Below are 14,356 nucleotides of genomic sequence, written 5' to 3'. Positions count from 1 at the left end.
TATGAGCGTCGAATCTCCCCGTCCCGAGTCGAAGGCAGACGAGGGATCGGAGACGGACGACAGGACGGAAACGAGGACGAAGGGGAAATCGGACCCTATCCTCCGCGTTCGAAACCTCCGGAAGCGATACGGAGGCGAGTCGGATGGAGTGACCGCCGTGGACGGCGTCTCATTCGACGTCGACCGCGGTTCCGTCGTGGGACTGCTCGGGCCGAACGGCGCGGGAAAGACGACGATCATCAAGTCGATTCTCGGCCTGATACTGCCCACGGACGGGCGAGTGATGATCGACGGCATCGACGTTCACGCCGACACGAAGCGCGCCTATCGGCACGTCGGCGCGATGTTGGAGGGCGCGCGGAACGTCTACTGGCGGTTGACCGTCCGTGAAAACCTCCAGTTCTTCGCGGCGCTGGCCGGACAGCGTCCCGCCGCGACCCGCGAGCGCCACGACGAACTCCTCGAACAGTTCGATCTCGCGGACAAGGCCGACACGCCGGTTCGGGAACTGTCCCGCGGAATGAAAGGGAAGGTGTCGCTCGCCTGTACGCTGGCGCGGAACGTGGACGTCGTCTTCCTCGACGAACCGACCCTCGGGTTGGACGTGGAGAGTTCACTGGAGTTGCGAGCGGAACTCCGGACGCTGGCGGACGAGACGGGCACGACGGTCCTCCTGTCGAGCCACGACATGGACGTCATCGAGGACCTCTGCGACCGCGTCGTCATCATGAGCGACGGCCACATCGTTGCCGACGACAGTCTGGACAACCTCCTCGACCTGTTTCGCACGCAGTCCTACGGCGTACAGGTCGCGGGGGGGATACCGTCCGAGTCGCGACGGGACCTCGAACGGCGGTTCGACGCCGCGGACTTCGAGCAGCGCGCCGACCGGGAGCGGTTCGTGGTCTCCGTGACCGGCGACGGGTTCTACGAGTTGACCGACTTCCTCCGCGCGAACGACCTCCGCCTCGCGTCGATAACGTCCGTCGAACCGGATTTGGAGGAGGTGTTCCTCAGCATTACTGACGGTGCCGAGGAGGGAGCAAAGGACGGTGACGACCGGTGAGCTATCGGTCTGACGATTCGATCGCCCGGTCGGGGATGGCCGGGACGACGACGCTCTTCGCGGCCGTCCTTCGAAAGCGGGCGTATCTGCTGGCCCGCTATCCCATGAACACGCTCGCGCAGATCGTGACGGTCTACCTCTTTTTCGCCGTCATCTTCTTCGGCGGGAAGGCGGCCGCCGGGAGCATCGGCGGCGCGGGCGCGCTCTCGGACACGTTCGGCGGCCTCATCGTCGGGTGGTTCCTCTGGACGATGGCGCTCACGGCGTACTTCAGCCTCGCATCGAGCGTCACGCGGGAAGCGCAGTGGGGGACGTTGGAGCAATTGTACATGTCTCCCTACGGATTCGGGTCGGTCATGGCCGCGAGCGTCGTCGCGTACCTGCTGGAGAGCATGCTGTGGGGGGCGATCATCCTCCCGCTGATGCTCGTGACGACCGGCCAATCCCTCGCCGTGGACCTGTTGACGGTCGTTCCGATAGTCGTGTTGACGCTCCTGCCCGTCGTCGGTATCGGGTTCGTTTTCGCCGGTCTCGCGCTGTTGTACAAGCGCATCGAAAACCTCTCGCAGTTGATGCAGTTCGTCCTCATCGGCCTCATCGCGGCACCCATCGCCGACTCCGAACCGCTCCGCTACCTGCCGTTAGTGCAGGGGAGTTCGATGCTTCAGCGGGCGATGCAGGGCGGCGTCCACCTGTGGCAGTTCCCGGCGAGCGACCTCGCCGTACTCGTCGTGACCGCCGTCGGGTACTGTCTGATCGGGTTCTACGCGTTCAAGCGTGCCGCCCGGCGCGCCCGGCGGATGGGCGTGTTGGGTCATTACTGAACTCTCTTCTTTCCCGCGGTTGCCGACACCTACAACTCGCTCCGCCACCCATCGAAACCCATGCCCGGCGAGAGCAGCGACCCGACGGTCATCCGCGTCGTCGTGGTTCACGCGGACGACGTGGCGACCGCGCTCGAAGCCAGCCAACGGGGCGGGAACGTCGTGCTTCGAATCACGACCCCGTTCGCCGGACGAGTTCGCGCGCGTCTGCACGCGGTGCAGACGGCCGAACCGGCCGACGACGGACGCGGCGGTCCCGCTCCGATTCGTATTCCGCCGCGGGACCTCGTTACCGAGGGGGTTCCGGCCTATCCGCGGGTCGACGACACCGACCCGAGCGTGACCGACTCGGCGGGAGACTACGACGTGGAGACCCATCACGAGCGGCACACGGCGGCGGTGACGGCGTGGCGCGACGGGATTCGTGACAGCGTCGTCGATGCGGTCGAACTGGATACGACGGCGGGACCGCATCGGGTTGCCGTCTCCGTTCTGGGGTGAGACACGGCAGAAATCGCTCATCGAATCCTTAATGGATTGTCCGGCAGAAACTACTCACATGTACGACGAGGACGACCTGCGGGAGATTCGGCAGGCCAGAGAGGAGTGGGAGGAAGAAACCCACTCGCCCGTTTTGGAGCGATTCGGGGAGCGGAAGGACCGCTTTGCGACCGTTTCCAACCTGGAAGTCGAGGACCTGTACGACCCGACGGACGTGGGCGACGTGGACTACGAGGCTGACCTCGGCTATCCGGGCGAGGACCCCTACACACGGGGCGTCTACCCGACGATGTACCGCGGACGAACGTGGACGATGCGGCAGTTCGCGGGATTCGGTACGGCGGAGGAGACCAACGAGCGGTTCCACTACCTCATCGACAACGGCCAGACGGGCCTCTCGACGGCGTTCGACATGCCGAGCCTGATGGGTAAGGACTCCGACGACCCGCTGTCGGACGGCGAAGTCGGCAAGGAGGGCGTGGCGGTGGACACCCTTCGCGACATGGAAATCCTCTTCGACGGCATCGATCTAAACGAGGTTTCGACCAGTTTCACCATCAACCCGAGCGCGCCCGTCGTCTTCGCGATGTACGTCGCGCTGGCCGACCAACAGGGCGTCCCCCGCGACGAAATCCGCGGCACGTTCCAGAACGACATGCTGAAGGAGTTCATCGCACAGAAGGAGTGGGTCATCCCGCCCGCACCGTCGCTCCACACCGTCACCGACACCGTGGAGTTCGCGGTGGAGGAGACGCCGAACATCAAGCCCATCTCGATTTCGGGCTATCACATCCGCGAAGCGGGTTCGACGGCGGTACAGGAACTCGCGTTCACCCTCGCCGACGGATTCGCCTACGTCGAGGACGCCATGGAGCGCGGACTGGACGTGGACGAATTCGCGCCCCAACTCTCCTTTTTCTTCAACTCGCACAACTCCCTCTTCGAGGAGGTGGCGAAGTTCCGGGCCGCACGCCGCATCTACGCCACCGTGATGGACGAGTGGTACGGGGCGGAGTCCGAGAAGTCGAAACAGCTCAAGTTCCACACCCAGACGGCCGGGCAGTCCTTGACCGCACAGCAACCGCTGAACAACATCGTTCGCGTGACGATTCAGGCGCTCGCGGGCGTCCTCGGCGGTACCCAGAGCCTCCATACGAACAGTTTCGACGAGGCGCTCGCCCTCCCGAGCGAGCAGTCCGTTCGCGTCGCCCTGCGGACCCAGCAGATAATCGCGGAGGAGAGCGGTGCGGCGGACATCATCGACCCGCTCGGCGGCAGTTTCGCCGTCGAATCCCTCACCGAGGAAGTCGAGGAGAAGACGATGGCGTACATCGAGGAGATCAAGGAGATGGGCGACGGTTCAGTGCGCGACGGCGTCCTCGAAGGCATCGACCGCGGCTACTTCCACCGCGAGATTCAGGAGGCCTCCTACGAGTACCAAGAGCGCGTCGAGGACGGCGAGGAAATCGTCGTCGGCGTCAACAAGTACGATATCGAGGAGGACACGAAGCCGGAAATCCTGAAGGTGGACGAGGAGACCCAAGAGCGGCAACTCGCCCGATTGGAAGCGGTCAAGGAGGAACGCGACGACGAGGCGGTCGAAGCGGCGCTCTCCGACCTGCAAACCGCAATCGACGACGACGAGAACGTCATGCCAGCCATCGTGGACGCGGTGAAAGCCTACGCGACGATGGGCGAAATCATGGACGTGTTCGAGGCCGAACACGGGACGTATCAGGAGAAGATCGGACTGGCCTGAGTCGGAAAGCGACTGAAGCAGTTCAGTAGGATTATTTTATTCGGTTCGTATTGCGAACTATGGACGCCGCAGACGAACTTCGAGCGCCGATTATCGGGCTGCAGTGTACGCTGCTCGCCGTCTTTCTCGTGATAGCCGTTCCACACACGTCGTGGGTACTCCTCGCCTTCCTCCTCGTTGGCGTCGGGACGCTGTTTACCGTCGGATGGGCGGTGGCTCCGAAGGAAATGGACGCGAAATAGCCGGAGGGGAAAATCCGGCGGAGCGCCTTTATCCGTCGGGCACAATAGCTCGAATCCATGGAAGTGGCTATCCTCACCGTCGGTGACGAAATCCTCGCGGGCGACACGGTGAACACGAACGCGACGTGGCTGGCGGCGGAAATTCACGACCGAGGCGGGTCGGTTCGGCGAATCATGACCGTTCCCGACGAAGCGGAAATCATCGCACGCAGAGTCCGGGAGTGGCACGACTCGTTCGATGCGGTGGTCGTGACCGGCGGACTCGGCGGGACGCCGGACGATGTGACGATGGACGCGGTGGCGATGGCACTCGACGAACCACGGACCGTCGATACCGAGGTTCGGGAGCGTCTGGAAGCGAAGGCGCGCCGGTTCGCGGAGGAGAACCCCGAGTTGACCGACGAGTACGACCTCGATTTGGACCTCGACGAGGCGGCGACGCTGCCCGTCGGGGGGAGACCCCTCCTCACGGACGCGGGGTGGGCACCGGGTTATGCGGTCGAAAACGTCTACGTCCTCCCCGGAATCCCACAGGAGATGAAAGCCATGTTCGGACTCGTCGCCGACGAGTTCGGCGGCGAAGTCGTCTCCGAAACGATGTACACCCCGGCGCCGGAAGGTGCACTCGGCAGCGTTCTCAGGGAGGTCAGGGAGCGGTTCGACGTCGCCGTCGGAAGCTATCCGGGTCGGGGGGACGATCCGGGTCGATTGAAGGTCACGTCAACCGATGCGGATGAGGTCGCCGCCGCGACGGAGTGGTTGCGCGATAATGTCGAGGAAGAGACACCAGTCGCGGATCGGGGTGCGGTCTCGAATGGGCACGCCGAGTCGAGTGGGGAAAACGAGGAGAGATCGAGGGAGACGACCGAGTCAAGGGACGCCTAATTTTTATCTCCTCCTCACAAGGGGAACCTAACCTCGATTTCGGGAATGGTCGGCGAACATAGCATATCTTTATACACCTCGTTAAAGCATGTTAGTATGGACATATGACAGACGATACCGTGGAACTCGAAGCGCGGCTCGAAGAGGCAGAATCGTTTGAGCCACCGGAATCGTTCGTCGAGCAGGCGAACGTCTCGGACCCGGAAATTTACGATGAGTTCGAGGAAAACTGGCCGGAGTGTTGGGAGCGCGCGGCCGACCTGCTCGATTGGTACGACGACTACGACACCGTTTTGGAAGACGACGACGCGCCATTTTACAAGTGGTTCACGGGTGGGTCGTTGAACGCCTCGTACAACTGTCTCGACCGACACCTCGACGACAGGGGGGACGAGGTCGCCATCGAATGGATCGGTGAACTGGGAGAGACGCGGACGTTTACGTACGAGGAACTCCACCGCAAGGTGAACGAGTTCGCGGCGGCACTGCAAGGGATGGGAGTCGGCGAGGACGACGTGGTGACGATGTATATGCCGATGATTCCGGAACTCCCCATCGCCATGTTGGCCTGTGCGCGAATCGGCGCACCCCACAGCGTCGTCTTCGCCGGTTTTTCGGCCGACGCGCTCGCGACCCGGATGGAGAGTGCGGCGTCCGAGTTCCTCATCACCTGCGACGGCTACTACCGACGCGGCGATCCGCTCCAGCACAAGGAGAAGGCGGACAAGGGCCTCTCGCAGGTGGACCACGACGTGGAAACGGTCGTCGTGGACCGCCTCGGCGACGAGTACGACCACCCGATGGGCGATGACGAATACGATTACGCCGACATCGTGGCCGAACAGGAGGGTGCCGAAGTCGAACCCGTCGAGCGCGACGCGGAGGACATGCTGTTCCTGATGTACACCTCCGGGACGACGGGCGAACCGAAGGGTGTCAAACACACGACGGCGGGGTATCTGTCCTACGTGTCGTGGACCTCACACGCCGTCCTCGACATCAAACCCGAGGACACCTACTGGTGTGCGGCCGACATCGGATGGATCACCGGCCACTCGTACATCGTCTACGGGCCGCTCTCACTCGGGACGACCAGCGTCATGTACGAAGGAACGCCCGACTACCCCGAGAAGGACCGCCTCTGGGAGATCGTCGAAGACTACGGCGTGGACGTTTACTACACCGCGCCGACGGCGATTCGGGCGTACATGAAGTGGGGGCGCGAACATCCCGAAGCACACGACCTTTCGAGCCTTCGACTGCTCGGAACGGTGGGCGAACCCATCAACCCGCGGGCGTGGAAGTGGTACTACAAACACATCGGCCACGAGGACTGCCCCATCGTGGACACGTGGTGGCAGACCGAGACGGGCGGTATGATGGTCACGACACTTCCGGCCATCGGCACCATGAAACCCGGCAGTGCCGGGCCGCCGCTTCCGGGCATCGACGCCCAAATCGTGGACACGAAGGGCGAACCGGTCGGTGCGGGTCGGGCGGGGTATCTCACGGTCCAGAAGCCGTGGCCGGGGATGCTCCGCACCGTCTACAAGAACGACGACCGCTACATCAGCGAGTACTGGACCGAGTACTCCGACCCCGACGCGGACGAGTGGGTGTACTTCCCCGAGGACGGCGCGAAACTGGACGAAGACGGCTACATCACCGTTCTCGGCCGCGTGGACGACGTTCTCAACGTCTCCGGCCACCGTCTCGGAACGATGGAAATCGAGAGCGCCATCGTCGGCGTGAAGGGCGTCGCGGAGGCGGCCGTCGTCGGCGGACACCACGACGTCAAGGGCGAGGCGGTTTACGCCTACGTCATCACCGAGGAGGGGTACGACGGAGACGAAGAACTCCACGACCGCATCGTGCAAGGCGTCGAGGACGGTATCGGACCCATCGCTCGTCCCGAGGAAATCGTCTTCACGCCGGAACTGCCGAAGACGCGGTCCGGAAAGATCATGCGGCGTCTGCTGGAGGACATCGCCAACGAGGAGGAACTGGGCGACACCTCCACGCTCCGTAACCCGGACGTCGTCGAAGACATTCAGGAGAAGGTCAAGAAGGATTAACGATAGATACCTGTTCTGAATTTTTCTCGTTTCTTGAGGTAATATTTTGTCCGTTGGACAAATACTATATGTTGACGCCAGGTAACAAACACGAGGAGAGTATAACGAATGTCGATTGAAAATCGGACACAGGCAACGGTCTACGGGGGAGTCGACGGACGATTACGTGGAGCGGACACGCTTCGGGAGGGGAGCTAGATGCCCGCGAACACGAAAACCGGTAATCCGGCACCGCTCGGACTCGTCGGCTTCGGGTTGACGACGGTGTTGCTGAGCATGATAAACGCAGAGCTGCTTCCCGCGGCCGGGGAAGTCATCGTCATTCCGCTCGCGTTGGCGTTCGGCGGAACGATACAACTGTTGGCGGGAATGCTCGAGTATCGTGAGGGTAACACCTTCGGTACCGTCGCGTTCACCAGTTACGGCGCGTTCTGGTGGTGGTTCGGGTTGCTCCTCGTTTTCAGCGGCAACGGCTGGATAAGCTTGGAAGGCGCGACGACGACCCTCGGAGTGGCGCTCATCCTCTGGGGCGTCTTCACGACGTACATGTGGGTCGCCACGTTCAAACTCAACTGGGCGCTCTGGAGCGTGTTCCTCCTGCTGTCGGTCACGTTCTACCTGCTCGGCTTCGGCGACTACCTCGGCATCGGTTGGCTGGGCGTCGCCGGTGGCTGGGTCGGCATCCTCACTGGCCTCGACGCGATGTTCGTCAGCTTCGCCGAGGTATTGAACTGGGCGTACGACAGGGAAGTAATCCCGCTCGGAAGCCCGCCGCTCAAATCGAAATCGGGTCGGAAGACGCAACCGGCGGACTGACTCACCGTCGCAAAATCGAGACGGTCGCCTTTTTTGTCGCCTGCCAAACTTCCAGGGTCGCCCGACCACCCCGACTTACCAATCGAGCAACTAGCACGCGAGGATGAATGAGATGCTATTAGAACCCGTGTCGGCGTCCTTCCCGAACTCGATGCGGTGTACGTCGATTTCGTCGAAGTGACCAACTGGTGTTTCGATCGGGGAGTCGTGCCACCGGGGCACCCATCGAATCGAGTTCGAGCCAGCGGACCGGTCCACCGACCGAGGGTCCCGAAATGTCTCTTTTCGAACCGTGTCGCGGCACCGAGACGCGCCAGTCGCACGTTCTTTCGAAGCGGCGGGAACGTACACTTTTCTCGTCGCGCCATTTATAATGGCATTTATAATACCATTTTTCAGTCCTGAAATAATACGTTAACTATTATTACGGATTGATCGGTGGGTGTTAGTATGGCATACGATAAAGATGAGCTAACACGTCGAGATGTCGTCAAGGTCGCCGGAGCGGCTGGCACAGCAGGAATCGCGGGATTAACTGGCTGTCTGAGCGACGACGGTAGCGGCGGTGATGGCGGCGGCGGCGACGGCGACGGCGGTGGTAACGAGGAGTATCCGTCACTCGGCAACTATCCCGTCGAGGGTGACAAGGTGATGTTGGGGTTCAACGTTCCGCAGTCCGGTCCGTATTCGTCGGAGGGAAAGGACGAACTTCGGGCGTACAAGCTGGCGGTGAAGCATCTGAACAACGGCGGCGGCTGGGTCGATAGCTGGGACGACTTGTCGGGAGACGGCGTTCTCGACAAACAAGTCGATTACGTGACCGGCGACACCGGAACCGACGCCGACCAAGCCCGCAAGCAAGCATCGCGGATGATAAGCCGTGACAACGTCATGATGATCTCCGGTGGCTCGTCGAGTGCGGTGGCCATCGCTGTCCAAGGCCTCTGTCAGAAGGAGAAGGTGATGTTCATGGCCTGTCTCACTCACTCCAACGATACGACGGGGAAGGACTGCAACCGATACGGTTTCCGCGAGATGTTCAACGCGTACATGACGGGGCAGGCGCTCGCTCCCGTGGTGACGAAGGAGTACGGAAAGGACCTCAAATTCTACCAGCTGTACGCCGACTACAGTTGGGGGAAGACCCAGCAGGCCTCGATGAAGAAGTTCTTCGAGGAGGCGGGATGGTCACAGGTCAAGAGCGTCGCCACGCCGCTGGGAACCAAGGATTTCTCCTCGTACCTCTCGGAAGCGGCCAACTCCGGAGCCGACGCCCTGTTCCTGAACCACTACGGGCTGGACGGTGCGAACTCCCTCAAAGGTGCTATCCAAGCGGGACTGGACCAGGACATGGAAATCGTGATGCCCCTCTACAACCGTCCGATGGCGCAGGCCGCGGGCGGAGCGATCGACGGTATCTACGGTACCGTCGCATGGGACTCACAAATCGACAACGAACCCTCGAACTCGTTCACGAAGTTCTTCGGGGAGGAGTACAACGGACGGGTTCCGTCGGGTCCGGCACAGCTCGCCTACGCCCAAACGCTCCAGTACGCGGCGGCGGCCGAGCGAGCCGGGACGTTCTATCCCCCGGAGGTCATCAAACAGCTTGAGGGTCACGAGTACAGCAATCTCGGGATGGAGCAGGAGACGATGCGAAAGTGCGACCACCAAGCCCAGCGCGCGGTGCCAGTCGTGAAGGGACTGCCGAAATCGGAGCAAAAATCCGGGAAGTACTTCGAAATCGTCCAAGTCACCTCCCGCGACAAACTCGGTTACGAGTGCGGGCAGGGTCCGGCCTCGAAGTGTGACCTCGGTTCCTACAAATAATCGACCCGGTCACGATGCACACCGACGTTATCGTTCGGAGGCACGTGACCACCATGCTTGAGAATGATTTCCATTATTGATACAAACGACAGAGAAATGACATCCAAACACCGCGAGGAGGGAAAGACGTGAGCATCGTTTCGCAACTGGCGACGATCCTGTTAAACGGACTTCAGCAGGGGGCCATCTACGTGTTGGTCGCCATGGGGCTATCGATCATCCTGGGTACCCTGAAGTTCGTCAACTTCGCTCACGGGGCGCTGTATTTGCTCGGGACGTATCTCGGACTCCTCATCACGCTCAACATCAGCATCTCCGACGGAAAGTTGGCCGAGTGGGGATACGGACAGGTCGGCCTCGGGTTGGGATTCCTTCCGGCGCTCGTTATCGTCCCGATAATCGTCTTCGGGGTCGGTCTCCTCATGGAGCGATTCATCGCCAGACCGTTCTACGACCGCCCAGATACCGACCAAATCCTGCTGACGTTCGGCCTCGCCATCGTCGTCCAAGAGGCGTTCAAAATCCTGTTCGGCGGTCAGAGCTACAATTTCACTCGCCCCTCCCAGTTCACCGGCCCTGTTTCGCTCCCGCTGGTGGGAACTATCGGGAAGTGGCGACTCTACGTCATCGCTATCACCGCCATTTTGGTCGTGGCCGTGTATCTGCTCATCGAGTACACGGACTTCGGCCTCGTCGTCCGTGCGGGCACCCGTGACGCCGAGATGGTTCGCCTGCTCGGCGTGAAAATCACCCGCCCGTATCTCATGGTATTCGGGGTCGGCGCGGCGCTCGCGGGTATCGCCGGTGTCGTCGGTGGCACGCTCTACGCGGTAAACCCGAATATAGGGATGGATGTACTCGTCCCGTCCTTCCTCGTCGTCGTCATCGGCGGCGTGGGAAGCATTCGGGGCGCTGTCGTCGGCGGAGTTCTCATCGGACTCACCCTTTCGTCGTTGGTCGCAGTCGCACCACAGTGGTCACAGGTCGGCATCTACGTTCTCGCCGCCGTCATCCTGCTGGCGCGGCCACAGGGCCTGCTCGGTAGCGAGGAGGTTGCACCATGAACGACGAAACGTCCGAGCGGACGACCGAAGACGGCCCCTCGATGATCGAGTCGGACGTCGCTTCGACGCTGGACCGGTTCGGCAGCAGCGAACGTTCCATCGTTGGCCTCACCGTGCTCGCCGTCGCGCTCTTCCCGTGGCTCTTCGTTCGCGCGCCCGTCATCAGCGACGTATTTCGTGGCTGGCAGGGGCTGACGTCCCTCATCCTCATCTGGGGTATCTTCGCGCTCGGATTCAACCTGCTCCTCGGTTACACGGGGCTGCTGTCGTTCGGTCACGCCGCCTTCTGGGGCGGTGCGGCCTACGCCGCCGGAATATTCAGCGCCAGCGTGAACGGCAGTCCGATCCTCATGGTGGTGGTCGGAACCCTGTTCGCCGTGCTGTTGGCGTGGATACTTGGCTTCGTCTCGCTCCGGCGCGGTGGCATCTACTTCTCCATCCTGACGCTCGCGTTCGGCCAGATGGCGTACTACCTCGCCCTTTCTCCCCTCCAGGGGTTGACGAACGGGGAGAACGGGTTCACCGACGTGAACGTGGGGAACCTCTTCGGGTTCCTCGACGCGTTTTCGGCGACGGAGTCGATTCCGCTCAGCACGTCCGTTCCGCTGGTCGGCGACTGGCTCTACGTGTTCGTCGGTGCAATCACCGTTCTCTGTGTGGCCGCCGTCGTTCGAATCCTCCATTCGCCGTACGGACTCGTGTTCAAGGCGATTCGGGAGAACGAACAGCGCGCCTCGTTCGTCGGGTTGAACGTCTGGCGTTACAAGCTAATGGCGTTCATCCTCTCGGGCGCGTTCGCTGGCGTCGCCGGGAGCCTCTTCGTCGTTCACGGCTCGTACGTTCCCGTCGAATCGCTGTACTGGACGACGAGCGGTGAAATCGTCGTCATGACCGTCCTCGGCGGCGTCGGGTCGATGGTCGGTCCGATGCTCGGTGCTGGCCTCTATCTCTACGTGGAGAACGTCGTCAGCAGCAACCTCGCAATTCAGCCGTACTGGCATCTCATCCTCGGTCTCATCTTCGTCGCCGTCATCGCGCTCTTCCCGACGGGTATCTGGGGAATCGTCGAATGGTTTCGGGAGTTCCTCTCCGGATCAGCCGACGCCGAGCAGGGAGGTGAGAACTGATGACGCTCTTGAATACCGAGGGCCTCACCAAGGAGTTCGGCGGCCTCGTCGCCGTCGACGACGTGGACCTCGAAATTCACGAAAACGAGAGCGTCAGCGTCATCGGCCCGAACGGGGCCGGGAAGTCCACGCTCATCAACCTCATCACGCGGATGCTCGACCCGACGACGGGTGATATTCGGTTCAAAGGTGAATCGATAACCGGCCTCGAACCTCACGACGTCGTTCAGTCCGGAATCAGTAAATCGTTCCAAACCGCGTCCATCTTCCCCGACCTGACCGTCGAGGAGAACGCCCGTATCGCCGCGCTCGCCGCCGAACACGGATCGTTCAGGTTCAACTTCTTCCGTCATCAGCGACGGTATTCCGAGGTGGACACGCTGACCCGCCGGACCCTGGATTCGGTCGGCTTACTCGGTCAGCGAGAGGTTCCCGCCGCCGACCTGCCGTACGGGGATAAACGCCGCCTCGAAATCGGTATCGCGCTGGCGAGCGAACCCGACCTGCTGTTGATGGACGAACCCACGGCGGGAATGTCACCGGAGGAGACACACGCCACCGTGGACCTCATCGAGCGCGTCAAGGAGGAACTCGGCCTCACCATCCTACTGGTCGAACACGACATGGAGATCGTGTTCAACGTCTCCGATCGAATTGTCGTGCTGAACCGCGGGCGCGTCATCACGGAAGGGACGCCGGACGAGGTTCAGGGCCATCCGGAGGTTCAGGAGGCGTATCTCGGAGGTGTCGAGCTATGAGTCTGCTCGGCCTCGAAGGCGTGAACGCCTACTACGGCGAAAGCCACATCTTGCGGGACGTGACCATGCGGGTCGAGGAGGGCGAGGTGTGTGCGCTCCTCGGGCGTAACGGCGCGGGCAAGACGACGACGCTCCGGAGTATCGCTGGCGCACGTCCGCCGGACGTGCGCGGCGGGTCGGTTCGATTCAGGGACGAGGACATCACCACGATGGAACCGGAGGACATCTCCACGAGAGGCATCTCGCTCGTCCCCGAGGAGCGTCGTGTCTTTCCCAACCTCACAGTCGAGGAGAACCTCCACCTCGCGGAGGTCGTTCACAACAAGTCGAACACGGTCGGACGGTCGATACCGAAGGTCGAACACGTCGGCATGACGACCGAGGACGTGTACGACGAGTTCGAGCGCCTACGGGAGCGACAGACGCAGAAAGCCGGGACGCTGTCCGGCGGCGAACAACAGATGCTCGCCATCGCCAGGGCGCTGAAACAGAACACCGACCTGTTGATGTTGGACGAACCGTACGAGGGGTTGGCGCCGCAGATAATCGCCAACGTTGAGGACGCCATTCGGCGCATCAGCGAGACCGGAACGACAATCCTGCTGGTCGAACAGAACGCGGCGGCCGCCATCAAACTCGCCGACCGATGCTACGTGGTAGACCAAGGCGAAATCGTCTTCGATGGTACCGCGGTCGAACTCCGCGATGACGACGAAACGAGGGAGCGATATCTTGGCGTCTGAAACCGATAGTCCGGATGCGCTGTTCGACGCCCTCGTCGAGGAGGGCGTCGTTATCGAGAACGGTACCGTCGCGCTCGCGGACGACTTCGAACATCGCTGGTCGATATATTACGACACCTACGCGAGCATCACGCCGGAGGCGTTCGAGGAGAGCGTCGCCGAGACGTTCCGGGTTTCGCGTGACGAGGCTCGGAAGAGCGACGTAACCCGCGCCGGGTTCAGCTACTACCTCGCGCTCCGCGCGCATTTGGATAGCGAATACTCGGACGCGGAACTGGGACTGATGGCCGAAATGGTCGCCGGAGTCGGTCCGTCGTCGCCGGTTCCCGACGACGTTGACCAGCTCACCGACGAGACGTATCCGGACTTCCTGTCGGAACATCCCGCATGTATCGTCTCGGTCTGGAAACGGGACTGCGAACCGTGTGAGGCGATTGCCGCCGAACTACCCGAACTCCGGGCCGGAATCCCCGACGACGTAGCGTTCGCCGGTATCGACGGCGACGACGTCGTGGCGTTTCGACGCGAGTTCGACGTGACGGCGGCCCCGTCGTTCCTCTGTTTCCGCGACGGTGAGCGGCGGGAGACGGTGGCGGGGGGCGTCGGAACTGACGTGTTGCTGGAGTCGTTTCGGGCGGTTTACGACTGAGTTCATCGTTTCGAACA

Annotated in this window: 14 protein-coding genes; all 14 read left to right on the top strand. The window is 62.0% G+C overall.

Going from position 1 to position 14,356, the window contains the following annotated elements; translation table 11 throughout:
- Position 1: 1 nt before the first annotated feature.
- The 14 genes from ACGYLY_RS08385 (at position 2) to ACGYLY_RS08320 (ending at position 14,339) form a co-directional block, all read left to right on the top strand.
- The gene (locus ACGYLY_RS08385; RefSeq protein ID WP_395282110.1) at positions 2–1,066 is read left to right on the top strand and encodes an ABC transporter ATP-binding protein; all 1,065 of its coding nucleotides are present in this window, start codon (positions 2–4) and stop codon (positions 1,064–1,066) included.
- 35 nt (positions 1,067–1,101) lie between these two features.
- Complete coding sequence (locus ACGYLY_RS08380) at positions 1,102–1,890, top strand: ABC transporter permease (RefSeq protein ID WP_395284135.1); 789 nt, start codon at positions 1,102–1,104, stop codon at positions 1,888–1,890.
- A gap of 60 nt (positions 1,891–1,950) precedes the next feature.
- Positions 1,951–2,391, top strand: coding sequence for a hypothetical protein (locus ACGYLY_RS08375; protein ID WP_395282111.1), 441 nt, complete (start codon positions 1,951–1,953; stop codon positions 2,389–2,391).
- Positions 2,392–2,449: 58 nt separating this feature from the next.
- The gene (locus ACGYLY_RS08370) at positions 2,450–4,150 is read left to right on the top strand and encodes a methylmalonyl-CoA mutase (RefSeq protein WP_395282112.1); all 1,701 of its coding nucleotides are present in this window, start codon (positions 2,450–2,452) and stop codon (positions 4,148–4,150) included.
- Between the two features lie 59 nt (positions 4,151–4,209).
- Positions 4,210–4,392, top strand: a complete 183-nt coding sequence (locus ACGYLY_RS08365) for a hypothetical protein (RefSeq protein ID WP_395282113.1) — start codon at positions 4,210–4,212, stop codon at positions 4,390–4,392.
- Positions 4,393–4,449: 57 nt separating this feature from the next.
- Positions 4,450–5,277 carry a competence/damage-inducible protein A gene (locus ACGYLY_RS08360; RefSeq protein ID WP_395282114.1) on the top strand — a complete coding sequence of 276 codons (828 nt, stop codon included), beginning with the start codon at positions 4,450–4,452 and terminating at the stop codon, positions 5,275–5,277.
- Between the two features lie 104 nt (positions 5,278–5,381).
- On the top strand, positions 5,382–7,352 hold the full coding sequence (gene acs, locus ACGYLY_RS08355) for an acetate--CoA ligase (RefSeq protein ID WP_395282115.1): 1,971 nt from the start codon (positions 5,382–5,384) through the stop codon (positions 7,350–7,352).
- Positions 7,353–7,550: 198 nt separating this feature from the next.
- Positions 7,551–8,168 (top strand): acetate uptake transporter, encoded by a 618-nt coding sequence (locus tag ACGYLY_RS08350; protein ID WP_395282116.1) that lies wholly within the window; start codon positions 7,551–7,553, stop codon positions 8,166–8,168.
- A 450-nt stretch (positions 8,169–8,618) separates the two neighbouring features.
- A complete protein-coding gene (locus ACGYLY_RS08345) occupies positions 8,619–9,998 on the top strand; it encodes a substrate-binding protein (protein WP_395282117.1) in 1,380 nt (459 codons plus the stop codon).
- A gap of 128 nt (positions 9,999–10,126) precedes the next feature.
- Positions 10,127–11,062, top strand: coding sequence for a branched-chain amino acid ABC transporter permease (locus tag ACGYLY_RS08340; RefSeq protein ID WP_395282118.1), 936 nt, complete (start codon positions 10,127–10,129; stop codon positions 11,060–11,062).
- On the top strand, positions 11,059–12,189 hold the full coding sequence (locus ACGYLY_RS08335) for a branched-chain amino acid ABC transporter permease (RefSeq protein WP_395282119.1): 1,131 nt from the start codon (positions 11,059–11,061) through the stop codon (positions 12,187–12,189). The genes ACGYLY_RS08340 and ACGYLY_RS08335 overlap by 4 nt, the downstream gene beginning before the upstream one ends.
- The gene (locus ACGYLY_RS08330) at positions 12,189–12,947 is read left to right on the top strand and encodes an ABC transporter ATP-binding protein (protein ID WP_395282120.1); all 759 of its coding nucleotides are present in this window, start codon (positions 12,189–12,191) and stop codon (positions 12,945–12,947) included. Before ACGYLY_RS08335 ends, ACGYLY_RS08330 begins: the two co-directional genes overlap by 1 nt.
- Positions 12,944–13,690, top strand: coding sequence for an ABC transporter ATP-binding protein (locus tag ACGYLY_RS08325; RefSeq protein ID WP_395282121.1), 747 nt, complete (start codon positions 12,944–12,946; stop codon positions 13,688–13,690). The genes ACGYLY_RS08330 and ACGYLY_RS08325 overlap by 4 nt, the downstream gene beginning before the upstream one ends.
- Positions 13,653–14,339, top strand: coding sequence for a thioredoxin family protein (locus ACGYLY_RS08320; protein WP_395282122.1), 687 nt, complete (start codon positions 13,653–13,655; stop codon positions 14,337–14,339). The genes ACGYLY_RS08325 and ACGYLY_RS08320 overlap by 38 nt, the downstream gene beginning before the upstream one ends.
- The last annotated feature ends 17 nt before the right edge of the window (positions 14,340–14,356 follow it).

It is taken from the genome of Haladaptatus sp. CMAA 1909 (genome assembly GCF_043952005.1).
Classification (GTDB): Archaea; Halobacteriota; Halobacteria; order Halobacteriales; family Haladaptataceae; genus Haladaptatus.
Note: the sequence above shows the minus strand (reverse complement) of the source record. Positions and strands in the feature narration are given on the sequence as shown.

What these genes read in the sequence shown, in the direction of transcription:
- ACGYLY_RS08330 (WP_395282120.1), top strand. Translation starts at nt 12,189, where the DNA reads ATGACGCTCTTGAATACCGAGGGCCTCACCAAGGAGTTCGGCGGCCTC.
- acs (WP_395282115.1), top strand. Translation starts at nt 5,382, where the DNA reads ATGACAGACGATACCGTGGAACTCGAAGCGCGGCTCGAAGAGGCAGAA.
- ACGYLY_RS08325 (WP_395282121.1), top strand. Translation starts at nt 12,944, where the DNA reads ATGAGTCTGCTCGGCCTCGAAGGCGTGAACGCCTACTACGGCGAAAGC.
- ACGYLY_RS08385 (WP_395282110.1), top strand. Translation starts at nt 2, where the DNA reads ATGAGCGTCGAATCTCCCCGTCCCGAGTCGAAGGCAGACGAGGGATCG.
- ACGYLY_RS08320 (WP_395282122.1), top strand. Translation starts at nt 13,653, where the DNA reads ATGACGACGAAACGAGGGAGCGATATCTTGGCGTCTGAAACCGATAGT.
- ACGYLY_RS08350 (WP_395282116.1), top strand. Translation starts at nt 7,551, where the DNA reads ATGCCCGCGAACACGAAAACCGGTAATCCGGCACCGCTCGGACTCGTC.
- ACGYLY_RS08335 (WP_395282119.1), top strand. Translation starts at nt 11,059, where the DNA reads ATGAACGACGAAACGTCCGAGCGGACGACCGAAGACGGCCCCTCGATG.
- ACGYLY_RS08360 (WP_395282114.1), top strand. Translation starts at nt 4,450, where the DNA reads ATGGAAGTGGCTATCCTCACCGTCGGTGACGAAATCCTCGCGGGCGAC.
- ACGYLY_RS08345 (WP_395282117.1), top strand. Translation starts at nt 8,619, where the DNA reads ATGGCATACGATAAAGATGAGCTAACACGTCGAGATGTCGTCAAGGTC.
- ACGYLY_RS08370 (WP_395282112.1), top strand. Translation starts at nt 2,450, where the DNA reads ATGTACGACGAGGACGACCTGCGGGAGATTCGGCAGGCCAGAGAGGAG.
- ACGYLY_RS08365 (WP_395282113.1), top strand. Translation starts at nt 4,210, where the DNA reads ATGGACGCCGCAGACGAACTTCGAGCGCCGATTATCGGGCTGCAGTGT.
- ACGYLY_RS08380 (WP_395284135.1), top strand. Translation starts at nt 1,102, where the DNA reads ATGGCCGGGACGACGACGCTCTTCGCGGCCGTCCTTCGAAAGCGGGCG.
- ACGYLY_RS08375 (WP_395282111.1), top strand. Translation starts at nt 1,951, where the DNA reads ATGCCCGGCGAGAGCAGCGACCCGACGGTCATCCGCGTCGTCGTGGTT.